This is a genomic window from Nocardioides bigeumensis (genome assembly GCF_039531755.1).
Classification (GTDB): Bacteria; Actinomycetota; Actinomycetes; order Propionibacteriales; family Nocardioidaceae; genus Nocardioides; species Nocardioides bigeumensis.
Genome location: NZ_BAAAQQ010000012.1, coordinates 114,293 through 130,156 on the forward strand (window position 1 = coordinate 114,293; position 15,864 = coordinate 130,156).

A 15,864-nucleotide genomic window follows, 5' to 3' on the forward strand; every position below is an offset into this window, starting at 1 on the left:
CAGGCGTGCCATGTCACCATGTGCGCGTGCCTGACGACCGCCTGCTGATCACCGTCGCGCCCACCGGGGCGGAGACGGCCAAGGCCGACTGCCCGCAGCTGCCGACCACGCTGGAGGAGCAGGTGGCCACCGCCGTGGAGTGCCAGGCCGCCGGGGCGGCCATGATCCACCTGCACATCCGCGACGACGAGCACCGGCCGACGCTCGAGCTCGCCAGGCTCAAGGACGCCGTCGACGGCATTCGCGAGGCGACCGAGCTGGTCGTGCAGCTCTCGACCGGCGGCTCGGTGCACGACCCTCTCGACGCCAGGCTCAAGGTGCTCGACGCCGAGCCCGACTCGTGCAGCCTCACGATGGGCACGACCAACTTCGGCGACGACGTGTTCCTGAACCCATGGCCGTTCGTCTGTGAGCTCTACCAGCTCAGCCAGGAGCGCGGCGTGGTGCCGGAGTTCGAGCTGTTCGACCTCGGGCAGGTGCACGCGCTGCACCGTCTCCTGGACAAGTACGGCCTTCCCGCCGGCGGCAAGGTCCACTGCGACCTCGTGATGGGCGTCCCCGGCGGCATGAACGGGACGGCCGACTCGCTCGTCGCCGCCGTCGCCGCTCTCCCGGACGTCACCACGAGCTGGTCGGCCACCGGCATCGGCCGCTCGACGCTGGCCGTCGCCCTCGCCGCGCTCTCCAAGGGCGGTCACCTTCGGGTCGGCATGGAGGACGTGCTCACCCTCAGCCGTGGCGTGCCGGTGGAGAGCAACCGCCAGCTGGTCGAGCGTGTCGTGGAGCTGGGCCGGATCGTCCAGCGCACCCCGATGACACCAGCCGAGTGCCGCGAGCTGCTGGGGACCTCGACGGCCGTCCCCGCCGGGACCGTCGGTGACTGACGCCGCGCCGCGTCCTCGTCGCCGTTGGGGGCGCTGGGTCGCCCTCGCGTTCCTGCTCTTCTTCCTCGTCCTGATCGGCCTCGTCGTGCTGGCGCTGCCCTTCCGCGACGTGCAGCCCGAGGCGGACGCGGCGAAGGCGGACCTCGACGTCGCCGCCCAGGCGATCCGCGACGGCGACATGTCTGCGGCGGAAGAGCACGTCACCAGCGCCCGTGAGCACGTCGACAACGCGCGCTCGGCGACGCACGGCCTCGGCGGCGACCTGTGGCAGTTCGTGCCGGTGGCGGGGAGCGGCGTCCGTGACGTGCGCCACCTGGTCGAGGCGCTCGACGACGCGACCTCGATCGCCGAGATCGGGGTCGAGATCTACCCCGAGGTGCTGGGCGACGACGCCCAGATCGTCAAGGACCTCACCGTCGACATGGACACGCTCGACACGGTCCTCGACGCCGGCGCCCAGGCGACGGCCCATGCCCGGCACGCCGAGACAGTGCTCGCCGAGGTGAAGGGGACCGCACCTGTCGTGGGGGGCCGTGTCGCCGCCGCGCGCGACGAGGCCCAGACTGCTCTCGAGCCGGTGACGGCGTTGCTCGACCGTGCGGAGCCGTTCCTCGACGTCCTGCCCGGCATGCTCGGCGCTGAGGAGGAGCAGAACTACCTCGTCGCGATCCTCAACCCCGCCGAGCTGCGCTACTCCGGCGGCGCCAACACTGCACTGGCGGTGGTGAAGGTCGACGACGGCGTGGCGAGCTTCGACGACATCGGCAACCTGGCGGCCGCCGCCGGGACCTCACGCAAGCTCTACTGGCCGAAGGTGCCCGGCAACACCTTCCACCCACGTCGGGCGCTGCGCATCCAGAGCGCCACCTGGTCGCCCTACTGGTCGGTCTCGGGCGAGGAGATCCTGCGCGCGTGGGCGAAGGCGAGCCGGGAGGAGTACGACGGCTTCGTCGCCATCGACGTCCCGGCGATCGCTTCGCTGGTCGACCTCACGGGTCCGTTCGAGTCCACCGCGGCCGGCATCACCCTCGACGGCTCCAACCTCACCAAGACGCTCGTCGGCAGCTATGACACCTACGCCGACATCGTCCAGCGCCGGGCGCTGAACCGCGAGCTCATCCCGATCTTCCGCGAGAAGCTCTTCGCGGGTGGCCAGTTCGTCGAGAAGTTCCAGACGCTGGGCGAGCAGGCGGAGCGGCGCCACTTCGCGGTGTACTTCCGCGACCCCGACGTGCAGGAGATCGTCCGGGACCTCGGGGTCGACGGCGACCTCTCGGACACCGACAACGACTACCTCGGCGTGTTCTCCCAGAACACCAACGTCAGCAAGGCCGACTACTGGCTCGAGCGCACCGTCACCTCCGAGGTGTCGGTGAACGACGACGGGTCCGCGGACGTGGAGCTGACGGTGTCGACCTTTAACGACGCGCCCCCCTTCGAGCTGTCGCCGCAGGCGCCGCCCGACCCGAAGACGGGCTACTGGACGCGTTGGTCGGAGTCCGCCATGGCCGTGATGCTCCCGCAGGGTGTCGAGACCGCGGAGTTCACCCGGCCGGACGGCTCCAGGCTCGAGCCCTTCATCGAGCGGGCCAACGTGCGGCCCTACCTCACCCAGACGATGTGGTTCCCGCCGCAGGAGACGACGGTGATGAAGGTGCGCTACCGCGTGCCGAACGCTGCCGAGGTCCGCGACGACGGCTCCCTGGTCTATCGGCTCGACGCGGACCCGCAGGGCATGGTCGTCACGCCACAAGTAGGCGTCACGGTGAGCGCACCCGAGGGCTACCGCGTAGCGGCTGTCCCCGACGGGTGGGTGAAGGACCGCGGCGCGGCGCAGCTGCCGACCGCCCCACTGCTGCCCTCGTCGTCCTGGGAGGTCGTGATGGAGCCGCGCGGCTAGTCCGTGCGTTTCATCCCGATGACGCCCGGTCGGTACGCCGGGTCCTCGAGCTCGGCCACGGTGGGCGACCCGAACATCGGCAACCCCTGCGTCCGCCGGACCAGCCCCCACACGAGCGGCACCAGCACGAGCATGGCCAGCCCGACGCCCGCGATGAGCAACGGGTGCGTCTCGTCCTCGCCGGCGCCCAGCGGCGCCCACCCGGCCTTGTCGAGCAACGCCACGCCGGACATGGTCAGCACGACCACGATGCCGCGGCGGATGACGGACTGCGGGACGCGCGGCGCGATCATGCTGCCGAGGATGGTGCCAGGCACCGAGCCGAGGACGAGCGGGATCGTCACCCCCCAGTCGAGGCCGTGAAGGGTGATGTTGGAGATCGCCGCGGCCAGCACCAGCGGGACCGCCTGGACGAGGTCGGTGCCGACGAGCTTCACCGCGGACAGGCCGGGGTAGAGCATCAGCAGCGCGATCATGATGACCGAGCCGGACCCGACGCTCGTGATGCCCACGAGCAGGCCGCCCAGGGCGCCCACGAGCAGGGTCGCGAGCGGGCGGATGGCCGGGTTGTCGTTCTCGACGTGGCGGCCGGAGCGGACGCGGCGCAGGTTGATGTAGAGCCGCGCGGCGTACGTCAGCGCCGCGAAGAGCAGGGCGAAGCCGATGCAGAGCTTGAGCACGCGGTCGAGGTCACCCGGCGGCGCGATCCAGCTGACGAGGTAGGGCCCGAGCAGGGCCATCGGGACCGAGCCCAGCACCAGCCACTTCGCGAGCTTCATGTTGGGCGAGCCCTCGCGCTTGTGCACGATCGCGCCACCGGTCTTGTAGACCGCCGCGGCGGTCAGGTCGGCGGTCACGACCGTCGCCGCCTCCCCGACCCCGAGGAAGATCAGCGCCGGCGTCATCAGGGCGCCGCCGCCCATGCCGGTGAGGCCGACCACGACACCGACGAAGAAGCCGGCGGCGAGGATCGCGAAGAAGGTGGCGGTGAGCGCGTCCATAACCCGCGTGAGCCTACTGAGTTGGCTGGGTTTGTCGAAGTGCCGGCACCACGACGGCGAGCAGCTCGTCGATCCGTTCGGCGGCGGCCCGCGACGCCTCGGGCCCCCGTCGGTACGGGTCGGCGATGTTCAACGAGGGGTCGGCCGCGCGCGGATGCCTGCTCAGCTCGGCCAGCAGCTCACGCCCGTGCGGCGGCCCCGGCAGGTCGGCGTAAGCCTGCACGGCCTGGGCGAGCTGCCCGAGGGTGAAGATCTTGCGGAAGGCAGCGGGCGCCTCCTCGAGGAGGTACGCCCGGTGCGTCGTCTCCGCGGTCAGCACCACGTCGGCCTCTTCGACCAGCTCGCGGGTGGCGCGGCGACTACGGAACGACTCGGCGTCCTCTTCGTAGCCTGCGATCAGCTCCTCGCTCATCGGCGCCGCGTCGAAGCCGTGGGTGCCGGCGCTCGACACCACGACCGAGGTGTCGGAGCCGAGCAGCCGCCGGGTCGCCAGCTCCATGTAGGGCGAGCGGCAGATGTTGGCGGTGCAGACGAAGAGCACCTTGAGGGGAGCTGCCGACTCATCGTCGGCGGCGACGTCACCGGGTTTCGACACGCCCTCACGCGACCTCGCAGGCTCTGTCGCGGGGCTGCTCAACCTGCCTCGACCCACGTCGGCAGCTCGATCCTCGCTGCCGACTGTCGAGACAAGATCGACGTAGCCCTCGTCGCGCAGCGCGACGAGCACGTCGCCCAACGCGTCGTCGATCGTCCGCCCGGTGGTGTCGACGCGTACGGCGGCGTCCTCAGGCTCCTCGTAGGGCGAGGAGATCCCGGTGAACTCCGGGATCTCGCCGCGTCTGGCCTTGGCGTACAGGCCCTTGCGGTCACGCCTCTCGCACTCCTCCAGCGGCGTGGCCACGTGAACGAGGAAGAACGCGCCGCCGGCGGCCTCGACCATCTCGCGTACTTGCTGCCGGGTCTCGTCGAAGGGCGCGATCGGGCTGCACACCGCGATCCCCCCGTGCCTCGAGATCTCAGCCGCGACCCAGCCGATCCGGCGGATGTTGGTCTCGCGGTCGGCCTTCGAGAACGTCAGCCCCGCGGACAGGTTGCGGCGCACCACGTCGCCGTCGAGGCTCGTCACCGAACGCTCGGCCCGCTCCAGGATCCGGTCGGTGAGCGCCTGCGCGAGCGTCGACTTGCCACTGCCCGAGAGCCCGGTGAAGAAGAGCACCAGTCCCTGCTCGGCGGGCTCGGGTCGGTCGCGACGGACGATGTCGGCGATCTCGTCCGGGAGGTCGCCGTCGTCTCCCGCCCCGCCCACCCGGTCGACCAGCCCGTGCACGGGGTCGCCCGCGGCGTACGTCGCCACGACCTGGGCGCCGAGCGCGTGGTCGAGGTCGGCGTCCCCGTGGGACGCAAGAGGTACGGCGACGACCGCGGCGCCCTCGATCGACGCGGCCGCGACGAGCGTTGCGCGGAGGAGAGCCACCGGCGACAGCTCGGGGGTGCCGGTGCCGGCGAGGGCCAGCAGCACGACCGGACCGCGTCCGCGGAGGTCCTCCAGCTGGGTGTTGGTGAGCGCGTCGACCACTGGGACGAAGGTGTGCCCGGCGTGCTGCTCGCGCACCTCCTGCGGGGTCAGGTACAACCTCCGGAAAGGACCGTGCTGGGCATGCGTCAGCGCCTCCACCGGCCATCCGTCGGGGTCGCCTGGCCGCACCACGGCCAGCGGCAGACCCTCAGGGTCCACCAGCTCGACCTGGTCGGCGTCCGCGAGATCGTCCGGCAGCTCGAGCGTCAGCGGACTCCCGGGCTCGTTGAACCGGACCACCGGGGACGCAGCTCCACTGAGGAGGAGCTCGAGGTCGTCGAGCTCGGTCGGGCTCGGGTGGTGCTGGCGCGTCGACACACCGTGAATCCTGCCATCGGGTGGGTGGATAGCCTGCTTCGCATGACGGGACCGGGGCCGCTACCAGTGATCGTGGCGGAGATCGTGCGCTCGGGCTTCGTGGAGGGCCACCACTACGGCTCGGTCGTGGCGCTCGCCGCCGACGGCAGCGTCGACTGGTCGGTGGGGGCCGTCGAGACGCCGATCCTGCCCCGGTCGTGCAACAAGCCGGTCCAGGCGATGGGGATGGTGCGCGCCGGGCTCGAGCTGCCGCAGGAGCTGCTTGCCCTGGCCTGCGCCTCGCACTCGGGGGAGCCCTTCCACGTCGAGGGCGCGCGCCGGATCCTCGGCCTCGCCGGGCTCGACGAGTCCGCCCTGCAGACGCCTCCCGACTACCCCCTCGACGACGCCGCCCGCGAGGTGGTGATCCGGGCGGGTGGTGGCCGCTCGCCGGTCCAGATGAACTGCTCGGGCAAGCACGCCGCGATGCTGGCCACCTGCGTCGTCAACGGCTGGGACATCACGACCTACCACCACCCGGAGCACCCGCTCCAGGTCGCGCTGCGCGAAGCGTTCGCCGAGATGACGGGGGAGCCGGTCGGCACCGTGGCGGTGGACGGCTGCGGCGCACCGCTCTTCAGCACCTCGCTGGTCGGGCTGGCGACGGCGTTCCGGCGCCTCGCGCTCGGCCAGGACGGCGCGGCCCGCGACGACGCCGCGGCCCGCGGCGTGGCCGAGGCGATCCGGGCCCACCCCGAGCACGTGTCGGGCACGGCCCGCGACGAGGCGGCGCTGCTGCGCGCGATCCCGGGGGCGATCGGCAAGGCGGGTGCAGAGTCCTGCTACGCCGTCGCTCTCGCCGACGGGCGGGCGTTCGCCCTCAAGACCGATGACGGAGCGCCCCGCGTGCGCCCGGTGCTCATGGCCGCCGCCCTCAGGCGCAGCGGCGTCGACACCGAGCCGGGCGTCGACACCGCCGCGGTGCGCCGCACGGGCGTCGCCGACCTGCTGGGAGGCGGCGAGATCGTGGGCGAGATCCGCGCGTGCCTGTGACCCGGCCGTGGCGACTGCTGGTGATGGCCGCGTTCGTCGCGTACGTCGTCGCGCTGGCGATCATCCTGCTCGGCCCGTCGCCGGCGCCGGGATCCGAGAGCGTCGACCTCGCCTACCGCGTCGCGATGCGGCTGGGCCTCCCACCCGACCGGGTCACCACGGACCGGCTGGAGGTCGCCCTCAACGTGGTGCTCCTGGCGCCGCTGCCAGCGATGGGCAGCCTGATCTGGACGTCCCTGAGCTGGCGAGACTGGACGGCCTACGCGTTCGTGCTGTCCCTCGCCGCGGAGACCTGGCAGGGCGTGGCGTTCGCCACCCGCAGCGCGACGTACTCCGACGTCGTCGCGAACACCACAGGTGCCTTCGCCGGCGCCCTCGTGGCGGCCGGTGTCCATGCCGCCCGTCGCGCGCTCCGGCCCGCACCGACGGACGGTGAGCCACCTCACGCTGTCTGAGTTTGCAATTTGCTTGCTCTAGCTAGCACTCTTGTGGCATGGCCAAGAGCAAGGTCGGGCAGACCGTCGAGTCGCTCGGTGACTACCTCAAGGAGCAGCGGGTCTCGTCCCGTCTCTCCCTGCGGCAGCTCGCCGACCAGGCCGGCGTGTCCAACCCCTACCTCAGCCAGATCGAGCGTGGTCTGCGCAAGCCCTCGGCCGACGTCCTCCAGCAGATCGCCAAGGCACTGCGCATCTCCGCCGAGCAGCTCTACGTGCGCGCCGGGATCCTCAGCCCCGAGGACCTGCAGGACCGGGGCGAGAGGTCGGTCGAGCTGGCCGTCCTCGCCGACCCGGGGCTCTCGGAGCGCCAGAAGCAGTCGCTGCTGGACGTCTACGCGTCGTTCCTCGCTCTCAACGGCGGCCCCAACGGGGTCTCCGGCACCGGGCGCGACGACGAGTCCTGAACCTGACCAACCCGAAGGAGAAGCCCCATGGCAACCCGCATCCCCACCCTCAAGATCGACACCAAGCGCGTCCACGTGCTGCAGAGCGTTGCTGAGAAGCCGTTCTACGCCACCGTCGGCGTGACCGACCTCGCCGTCGAGGCCGTCCGCGACTACGTCTCCGAGGTGCAGAGGAGCGTCGCCTCGATCGACCTCCAGCCGCGCACCCTGCGCGACTCGGCCGTCACGGTCGTGACCACCCGCGTCGCCGGCCTGCAGGGCGAGGCCCGCAAGGCCCCGGCCCGCGTCCAGAACCTCGTCGACGACAACGTCGCGCTGCTCGAGGGCACCTACGGCGACCTCGTGAAGCGCGGCGAGTCCCTCGTCGGCCGCATCCGTCGCCAGAAGTCCACTCAGGACACCGTGAAGTCGGCCGAGACCACGGTCGCGAAGGCCAAGACCACGAAGACGCAGACCACGAAGTCGGCCAAGGCGACGACCAAGACGGCGACCAAGGCAGCGCAGTCGGCGACCAAGGCCACGGCCAAGAAGACCACGACCACGGCCAAGAAGCGCTCCACCGCCCCGCGGAGCAGCGCCAAGGCCACGACGACCGCAGCCAGGAAGACCGCTTCCTCCGCGACCAAGGCCGTCGCGGACGCGGCGTCGAAGGCCGGCGACTGACCGACCCCGGCCGACCCCGGCTGACCCCGGCTCACCCTGGCCGATCCCGGCCGTTCGCATCGACAAGGCCCCCGGACCGCACGGTCCGGGGGTCTTGCCGTGCATCGCCTACGATGCGTGCGTGACTGTCTTCGAGGTCGAGGGGGCGATCTCGTTCGCGATCTCGATGTTGCTGATCGTGATCAAGGCGTTCTGCTTCGTGAGCTCGCTGATGTACTCCGCCGAGGCCTACAGCGCCGCCGACAAGCTCACTAAACCGGCATGGTGCGCCATCTTGGGGCTCGGTCTGGCCGCGCAGCTCCTGCTGATGTCCTCGCCGCTGAACATCATCCACCTGGCTTTCACCATCGCGGCGCTGGTCTACCTCTTCGACGTCCGGCCGGCGCTCGCCGAGCTCACCCGGCGCCGCTGACCACGTCTGGAGCGCGAGCGTCCGGAGCAGGCGCGGCCGAGACCTTGGCCACACGGGACCGGCTGCGCTCCGCCGAAGTTGCCACGTCGCCCCCTGAGGCGGGTTACCGTGGGACACGTGGGACAAGAGACGCCTGGTTGTGACGACGAGGTCGGCATGTCGGAGGAACGCCCTTGGGGCTCCTGGCACGTCGTCGAGGTCGGCGACGGCTACAAGGTCAAGCGCATCGTGGTGAAGCCGCACGCGCGCCTCTCCTACCAGACCCACGAGCACCGCTCCGAGCACTGGGTGGTGGTCACCGGGACCGCGACCTGCACCATCGAGGGCGAGACCGTCGTCGTCCGGGCCGGCGGCTCCGTCGACGTCGGGGTGCAGCACGCACACCGGATCGCCAACGTGCACGACGACGAGCTGGTCATCATTGAGGTGCAGCGCGGGCCCTACCTCGGTGAGGACGACATCGTCCGGCTCCAGGACGACTACGGGCGCAACGAAGCCGGCGCGAGGTAGTTCCTCAGGGCCTTCTGCGCGTCCTCGGGCTCGAAGCCGGTTGCGCGGATCTTGGTCAACGACATGGTGCTGTGGTGCGGCCGTGGCGAGATCCCGGTCTTGCCGGCGAGGTAGTCCTCGGTGCTGACGGGGGTGACGTCGCCGGGGTCGCGGCCGCAGATCTCGAACACCGCCCTCGCCAGGTCGGCCCACGAGGTGGCCGGGCCTTCGTTGGACACGTTGTAGGTGCCGTACGCCGCTCCCGAGTCGACGAGGTGGCGGGTCGCGCGGGAGAGCTCGGTCGCGAAGGTGAGCCGGCCGATCTGGTCGTCGACCACGCTGGGGCTGACGCCCTTCTCGGCCAGGGACGCCATGGTGCGCACGAAGTTGTGGCCGTCGCCGATCACCCACGACGTGCGCAGCAGGTAGTGGCGCGGCGTGGTGCCGACCGCCAGGTCCCCGGCCGCCTTCGACTGCGCGTAGACCCCCAGGGGCGACAGCGGCTCGTCCTCGGTGTGGCCGGGGTCGAGCGCTGCGGTGCCGTCGAAGACGTACTCGGACGAGAAGTGCACGAGCGTCAGCCGGTGCTCCGCAGCGATCCGGGCGAGAGCGGCCGGCGCGGTCGCGTTGGCCGCCCAGGCGCTCACCCGGCCCTCGGGTGTCTCGGCGGCGTCGACCGCGGTGTACGCCGCGGCGTTGAGCACCACGGCGTACTCGTGCCAGGGCCAAGCGGCCAGCGCGGCCGCGTCGGACACGTCGAGGCGCCGTACGTCGGGGTGGTCCGGTGACTCGATCAGGTCGACCAGGTCGGCGCGCGGGAAGTCCTTCCGCAGGGCGCGGCCCAGCTGGCCGAGGGCGCCGATGATCAGGGTCTTCTTGGGTGCCATGGGGACGACCGCGTCGAGGGTGGGCTGCCGTTGGTCCTTCTCGCTGATCTCGGCCTCGGCCAGCGGGATCGGCCAGTCGATGGCGACGGTCGGGTCGTCGAGGGCGAGCGCTGGGTAGGCGACGCCCGCGCGCCAGTGCTCGTTGACGAGGTAGGTGTAGGCGGTCGAGTCCTCGAGCACCTGGTAGCTGTTGCCCACGCCTCGCGGCACGAACACCGCTACCGACGGGTCGAGCCCGACGGTGAACGTCGTGCCGAACGACGCGCCCTCCCGCATGTCGACCCAGGCGCCGAAGGCCCGGCCGGTGGCAAGCGTGACGAACTTGTCCCACGGCTCGGTGTGGATGCCGCGCGTCGCGCCGCGCGAGGTGTTGAACGAGACGTTGTTCTGCACGGGCCCGAAGTCGGGCAGGCCGAGCGCGACCATCTTCTCGCGCTGCCAGTTCTCCTTGAACCAGCCACGGGGGTCTTCGTGGAGGGGGAGCCGCAGCACGACGAGGCCGGGGATCGGCGTCGTCTCCAGCGTGAGGTCGGCCATCGGTCAGCGCTCCCGCTGCACATGGGTCATGCCCGCGATCCTATGAACCCCGGAGCCACGTCCTAGGGTGAGGGCCATGCGCGGCATCATCCTGGCAGGCGGAACGGGCTCCCGGTTGCACCCGATCACGCAAGGCATCAGCAAGCAGCTGATGCCGGTCTACGACAAGCCGATGATCTACTACCCGCTGTCGACCCTGATGCTCGCCGGGATCCGCGACATCCTCGTGATCACCACGCCTCACGAGGCGAGCGCGTTCGAGCGCCTCCTCGGCGACGGGTCGCAGCTCGGTGTCTCGGTGTCCTACGCGCAGCAGCCGAGCCCCGACGGTCTGGCGCAGGCCTTCATCATCGGCGAGCAGCACATCGGCTCCGAGAAGGTCTCGCTGGTCCTCGGCGACAACATCTTCTACGGCACCGGTCTCGGGCACCAGCTGCTCAAGTTCGCCGACGTCGACGGCGCCGCGGTCTTCGGCTACCACGTGTCCGACCCCACGGCGTACGGCGTCGTGGAGTTCGACGAGTCCGGGCGCGCGCTGAGCCTCGAGGAGAAGCCGGCGCGGCCGCGCTCGCCCTACGCCGTCCCGGGCCTCTACTTCTACTCCAACGACGTGGTGGGCTACGCCCACGAGCTCGCGCCGTCCGCGCGCGGCGAGCTGGAGATCACCGACCTCAACCAGCGCTACCTCGAGGAGGGCCGGCTCCAGGTCGAGGTGCTCCCGCGCGGCACCGCCTGGCTGGACACGGGGACCTTCGACTCGCTCAACGACGCCAGCAACTTCGTGCGCACCATCGAGGGCCGGCAGGGCACCAAGATCGGCGCCCCGGAGGAGGTCGCGTGGCGGATGGGCTTCCTGTCCGACGACGAGCTCCTGGCCCGCGCAGAGCCGCTGCTCAAGAGCGGGTACGGCGTCTACCTCCAGGGTCTGGTCGAGGAAGCGCGCGGCATCTTCTCGTCCTGAGGGCGCGTCCGGGGGTCAGGCGAGGTCGGCGTCGACCATCCGTCCGACGATCTCGACGAACGCCACCGTCGGCGCCCAGCCCAGCCGCGCACGGGCCCGCGACGCGTCTCCGACGAGCTCGGTGGCGTCGGCCGGCCGCAGGAACGACGGGTCGCTTCGCACCAGCCCCTCCCAGTCGGTGATGCCGGCGCGCGCGAAGGCGGCCGCGACGAAGTCGAGCACCGAGTGGCTCTCGCCGGTAGCGACGACGTAGTCGTCGGCGACGTCCGCGCTGGCCGCACGCACCATGGCGTCGACGTAGTCGGGGGCCCAGCCCCAGTCGCGGCGGGCGTCGAGGTTGCCCAGCACCAGCTCGTCGGCGTCACCCCGGGCGATCGCCGCGACGGTCGAGGTGATCTTGCGGGTCACGAAGCGGGTGGGGCGCCGGGGCGACTCGTGGTTGTAGAGGATGAGGCTGGTCGCGTGCAGCCCGGCCGCGCGGCGTACGCCGACGGCCGCGTGCACCTCGGCCTTGGCGATGCCGTAAGGATTCACCGGGGCGATCGGCGTCGCCTCGTCCTGCGGGCTCGAGGCAGGCTCGCCGAAGATCTCCGCGCTCGACGCCTGCACGAAGCGGACGTCGCCCGGTAGCGCGGCCACGGCCTCGAGGAGCCCGAGAGCGGCCGTGCTGTTGATGCGGGACGCGGCGTCGGGGTCCTCCCACGATCGAGCAACTGAGCTCAGCGCGGCAAGGTTGAAGACCAGGTCGGGAGCAACCCGCCGCACCAGGGCCGCGGTGGCCCCGACGTCGGTCAGGTCGCCCTCGTGGAGCACGGCGGCGTCGGGCACCTGGGGCGACGTCGCATCGGCGGTGAAGACCAGACCGTGCACGTCGACCCCGTCGGCGAGCAGTCGCTCGGCGAGGTAGGTGCCGTCCTGCCCGGTGATCCCGGTGATGAACGCCCGGGTCAAGCCGTGCCCCCCAGCACGCTCACCAGCCGGCCCGCTGGGCTTCCAGGTCGGCGTCGACCATCATCGCGACCAGCTGGGGGAACGTCACCGTCGGCTTCCAGCCGAGCACCTCGTTGGCCTTCGTGGCGTCACCGATCAGCAGGTCGACCTCGGCGGGGCGCATGAACCTCGGGTCCTGCTTGACGTACGACGCCCAGTCGTCGATCCCGACGTGACGGAACGCGATGTCGAGGAACTCCCTGATGGAGTGGGTCTCCCCGGTGGCGATGACGAAGTCGTCGGCGGTGTCCTGCTGCAGCATCCGCCACATCGCCTCGACGTAGTCGCCGGCGAAGCCCCAGTCGCGACGCGAGTCGAGGTTGCCGAGCGTGACGTCGTCCTGGAGGCCGAGCTTGATCCTCGCCACCGCCTGGCTGATCTTGCGGGTGACGAACTCGGGCCCGCGCCGCGGCGACTCGTGGTTGAAGAGGATCCCCGACGAGGCGTGCATGCCGTAGGACTCGCGGTAGTTGATGGTCATGTAGTGGCCGAAGACCTTGGCGACGCCGTAGGGCGAGCGCGGCCACAGCAGCGTCGACTCCCGCTGCGGGGTCTCCTGCACCTTGCCGAACATCTCCGAGCTGGACGCTTGGTAGAAGCGCACGCTCGCCGGGTCGTCGCCCGCGTGCAGGCGGACCGCCTCCAGCATGGTCAGCACGCCCTTGCCGGTCACGTCGGTGGTCAGCGCGGCGTTCTCCCAGGAGTACGCGACGAACGAGATCGCACCGAGGTTGTAGACCTCGTCGGGCTGGCTGACGCGCAGCGCCCGGATCAGGCTCGACATGTCGGTCAGGTCGCCGGTGTGCAGCTGCACGTCGGGCAGCAGCTCATGGACCAGGTCGAGCTTGGGGTTGTTCTGGCCGCGGATCAGCCCGTGGACGTCGTACCCCTTGGCGAGCAGCAGCTCCGACAAGTAGAGGCCGTCCTGACCGGTGATGCCGGTGATGAGCGCAGAAGGCATGGCGCGCATCATGCCAGTGACCGCTCGCTCGCCAGTCATCACCGGCGCCTAGGCTGCTCGCCATGAAGGTCCTCGTCACCGGCGGCGCCGGCTACATCGGCTCGACCACCGCCAAGGCCCTCGAGGACGCCGGGCACACGCCTGTCGTCCTCGACTCGCTGCTCACCGGCCCTCTCGCGTTCGTGCGCGACCGCATCTTCTACGAGGGGGACATCGGCGACCGAGCGCTGCTGCGGCGGATCGTCGACGAACACCCCGATCTCGACGCCACCATCCACATGGCGGCGCGGATCGTGGTGCCCGAGTCGGTCGAGCATCCCTACGAGTACTACAAGGACAACGTCGCCAAGTCGCTCGAGCTCTTCGACGAGCTGACCGCGCTGGGCAAGAACAGGGTGCTGTTCTCCTCGTCCGCCTCGCTGTACGCCACCCCGGACTCAGGCAAGTCGGGCTCGTCGCCCGACTCGCTGGCCGGCTTCGAGGTCACCGAGGAGGACCCGCTCGACCCGCCGTCGCCGTACGCCCGGACGAAGCGGATGATGGAGCAGGTCCTCGTCGACATCTCCGCGGCGACCGACCTGCGCGCGATCATCCTGCGCTACTTCAACCCGATCGGCTCCGACCCGGACCTGCAGTCGGGCATCTACGTCAAGGAGCCCTCGCACGTCCTCGGTCAGCTCGTGCTGGCCGCGCGCGGCCAGAAGGACTCCTTCACGATCACGGGCACCGACCACCCGACGCCGGACGGCACGGGAGTACGCGACTACGTCCACGTCTGGGACCTCGCCAACGCGCACGTGCGTGCGGTCGAGCGCTTCGACGACGTGCTGGCCGAGGCCGGTGCCCGGAGCGTGATCATGAACGTCGGCCGCGGTGCGGGCGTGACCGTCCGCCAGCTCGTCTCCGCCTTCGAGTCGGTCTTCGGCTCCGCCGTACCCGTCGACGAGGCGCCGCCGCGTCCGGGCGACGCCGTGGGCGCCTTCGCCAACGTCGACCTCGCACGCCGGCTGCTGCGCTGGGAGGCCGAGCTGTCGCTCGAGGACGCGATCGCGTCCGCGTTGGCCTGGGCCGACAAGCGCAAGGACGTGCTGGGGTACGAATGACTCAACGGGCGTGGCTAGGCTCGTGGGCATGTATCCGGCGTATCCGCCGCCATCGGCTCGGGCGGTCGAGCTCGAGGGGCTGATGCGGCGGTTCCTGGCCGAGCACGTGCTGCCTGCGGAGGCGGCATACGACGCGTACCGCGCAGCGGCCGGGCCGGACGACCACACCTTGCCGCCGGTGGTGGACGAGCTGAAGAAGAGCGCTCGTGAGCTCGGGCTGTGGAACCTCTTCCTGCCGTCGGAGTCGAGGCTGACGCAGCTGGAGTACGCCCCGCTGGCCGAGCTGACGGGCTGGAGCCTGCACCTCGCACCCGAGGCGACCAACTGCGCAGCGCCGGACACCGGCAACATGGAGCTCCTCCACCTGGTCGGCACCGCGGAGCAGAAGGAGCGCTGGCTCGAGCCGCTGCTCGACGGGACGATCAGGTCCGGCTTCGCGATGACCGAGCCCGCGGTCGCGAGCTCCGACGCGACCAACATCGAGACGCGCATCGAGCGCGACGGCGACGACTACGTCATCAACGGGCGCAAGTGGTTCACCAGCGGCGCGTCCGACCCGCGCTGTGCGGTGTTCGTCGTGATGGGCAAGACCGATCCCGGCGCGGCGGTCCACCGCCAGCAGTCCATGGTCATCGTGCCCCGCGACACACCGGGCGTCACCGTCGGGCGCAACGTCCCGGTGTTCGGCCAGTGGGACCAGCACGGCCACACGGTCACCGACTTCGTCGACGTCCGCGTGCCCGTCGCCAACCTGCTCGGTGAGGAGGGCGGCGGGTTCGCCGCGGCCCAGGCTCGCCTGGGTCCGGGCCGCATCCACCACGTCATGCGCGCACTGGGCGCGGGTGAGCGGGCGCTGGCGATGACGGTCTCGCGCGTCCAGGAGCGGGTCGCGTTCGGCAAGCCGCTGGCCGACCAAGGTGCGGTGCGCGAACGCATCGCCGAGTCGCGGATCGCCCTCGACCAGGCCCGGGCGCTGTGCCACCACGCGGCGTACGTCGTCGACAGCGAGGGCAACAAGGCGGCTCGGCACCTCGTCGCGGAGGCGAAGGTGGCCGTGCCGCGCGCCGTGCTCGAGGTGATCGACCGGGCCATCCAGGTGCACGGCGGGCTCGGGGTCACCAACGACGTCCCGTTGGCGATGCTGTGGGGCTGGCACCGGGCGATGCGGCTCTTCGACGGCCCCGACGAGGTGCACCTCGCGACGCTCGCCCGCGCAGAGCTGACCCGAGCGCCGCAGTTCGAGGTGTGA

Annotated in this window: 16 protein-coding genes; 11 read left to right on the top strand and 5 right to left on the bottom strand. The window is 71.0% G+C overall.

What is annotated here, in order from left to right; all coding sequences use genetic code 11:
- Positions 1 to 26 precede the first annotated feature (26 nt).
- Positions 27 to 884 (top strand): beta-keto acid cleavage family enzyme, encoded by an 858-nt coding sequence (locus ABD295_RS13030; protein ID WP_344304178.1) that lies wholly within the window; start codon positions 27 to 29, stop codon positions 882 to 884.
- Complete coding sequence (locus ABD295_RS13035) at positions 877 to 2,784, top strand: DUF4012 domain-containing protein (RefSeq protein WP_344304179.1); 1,908 nt, start codon at positions 877 to 879, stop codon at positions 2,782 to 2,784. The genes ABD295_RS13030 and ABD295_RS13035 overlap by 8 nt, the downstream gene beginning before the upstream one ends.
- On the opposite strand, the gene ABD295_RS13040 is transcribed toward ABD295_RS13035, so the two are convergent.
- Together ABD295_RS13040 and cysC are read right to left on the bottom strand one after the other, a co-directional pair.
- A complete protein-coding gene (locus ABD295_RS13040) occupies positions 2,781 to 3,785 on the bottom strand; it encodes a sulfite exporter TauE/SafE family protein (protein ID WP_344304180.1) in 1,005 nt (334 codons plus the stop codon). The genes ABD295_RS13035 and ABD295_RS13040 overlap by 4 nt on opposite strands.
- 13 nt (positions 3,786 to 3,798) lie before the next feature.
- Complete coding sequence (gene cysC / locus ABD295_RS13045) at positions 3,799 to 5,679, bottom strand: adenylyl-sulfate kinase (RefSeq protein ID WP_344304181.1); 1,881 nt, start codon at positions 5,677 to 5,679, stop codon at positions 3,799 to 3,801.
- Positions 5,680 to 5,721: 42 nt separating this feature from the next.
- Here cysC and ABD295_RS13050 point away from each other — a divergent pair, with 42 nt between their 5' ends.
- From ABD295_RS13050 to ABD295_RS13075, 6 genes are all read left to right on the top strand, one after another.
- A complete protein-coding gene (locus ABD295_RS13050) occupies positions 5,722 to 6,711 on the top strand; it encodes an asparaginase (RefSeq protein WP_344304182.1) in 990 nt (329 codons plus the stop codon).
- Positions 6,702 to 7,166 (top strand): VanZ family protein, encoded by a 465-nt coding sequence (locus tag ABD295_RS13055; protein ID WP_344304183.1) that lies wholly within the window; start codon positions 6,702 to 6,704, stop codon positions 7,164 to 7,166. Before ABD295_RS13050 ends, ABD295_RS13055 begins: the two co-directional genes overlap by 10 nt.
- A 38-nt stretch (positions 7,167 to 7,204) precedes the next feature.
- Positions 7,205 to 7,612, top strand: a complete 408-nt coding sequence (locus ABD295_RS13060; RefSeq protein ID WP_344304184.1) for a helix-turn-helix domain-containing protein — start codon at positions 7,205 to 7,207, stop codon at positions 7,610 to 7,612.
- Positions 7,613 to 7,639: 27 nt separating this feature from the next.
- Positions 7,640 to 8,275, top strand: coding sequence for a hypothetical protein (locus ABD295_RS13065; protein WP_344304185.1), 636 nt, complete (start codon positions 7,640 to 7,642; stop codon positions 8,273 to 8,275).
- Positions 8,276 to 8,396: 121 nt separating this feature from the next.
- The gene (locus ABD295_RS13070) at positions 8,397 to 8,687 is read left to right on the top strand and encodes a DUF2516 family protein (protein ID WP_344304186.1); all 291 of its coding nucleotides are present in this window, start codon (positions 8,397 to 8,399) and stop codon (positions 8,685 to 8,687) included.
- A gap of 156 nt (positions 8,688 to 8,843) precedes the next feature.
- Positions 8,844 to 9,197, top strand: a complete 354-nt coding sequence (locus tag ABD295_RS13075) for a phosphomannose isomerase type II C-terminal cupin domain (protein WP_344304187.1) — start codon at positions 8,844 to 8,846, stop codon at positions 9,195 to 9,197.
- Here the strand turns inward: ABD295_RS13075 and ABD295_RS13080 are convergent.
- A complete protein-coding gene (locus tag ABD295_RS13080) occupies positions 9,167 to 10,600 on the bottom strand; it encodes a sugar nucleotide-binding protein (protein ID WP_344304188.1) in 1,434 nt (477 codons plus the stop codon). The two genes, ABD295_RS13075 and ABD295_RS13080, sit on opposite strands and share 31 nt — an antisense overlap.
- A gap of 76 nt (positions 10,601 to 10,676) precedes the next feature.
- On the opposite strand from ABD295_RS13080, the gene rfbA reads away from it, so the two are divergent.
- Positions 10,677 to 11,561 (top strand): glucose-1-phosphate thymidylyltransferase RfbA, encoded by an 885-nt coding sequence (rfbA, locus tag ABD295_RS13085; protein ID WP_344304189.1) that lies wholly within the window; start codon positions 10,677 to 10,679, stop codon positions 11,559 to 11,561.
- A gap of 15 nt (positions 11,562 to 11,576) precedes the next feature.
- On the opposite strand, the gene ABD295_RS13090 is transcribed toward rfbA, so the two are convergent.
- Together ABD295_RS13090 and gmd are read right to left on the bottom strand one after the other, a co-directional pair.
- Positions 11,577 to 12,512: a GDP-mannose 4,6-dehydratase gene (locus ABD295_RS13090; protein ID WP_344304191.1), complete on the bottom strand. Its 936-nt coding sequence runs from the start codon at positions 12,510 to 12,512 to the stop codon at positions 11,577 to 11,579.
- Positions 12,513 to 12,531: 19 nt separating this feature from the next.
- Positions 12,532 to 13,512 (bottom strand): GDP-mannose 4,6-dehydratase, encoded by a 981-nt coding sequence (gmd, locus tag ABD295_RS13095; protein ID WP_344304192.1) that lies wholly within the window; start codon positions 13,510 to 13,512, stop codon positions 12,532 to 12,534.
- 62 nt (positions 13,513 to 13,574) lie between these two features.
- On the opposite strand from gmd, the gene galE reads away from it, so the two are divergent.
- Positions 13,575 to 14,615, top strand: coding sequence for a UDP-glucose 4-epimerase GalE (gene galE / locus ABD295_RS13100; protein ID WP_344304193.1), 1,041 nt, complete (start codon positions 13,575 to 13,577; stop codon positions 14,613 to 14,615).
- Between the two features lie 28 nt (positions 14,616 to 14,643).
- Positions 14,644 to 15,864 (top strand): acyl-CoA dehydrogenase family protein, encoded by a 1,221-nt coding sequence (locus ABD295_RS13105; RefSeq protein WP_344304194.1) that lies wholly within the window; start codon positions 14,644 to 14,646, stop codon positions 15,862 to 15,864.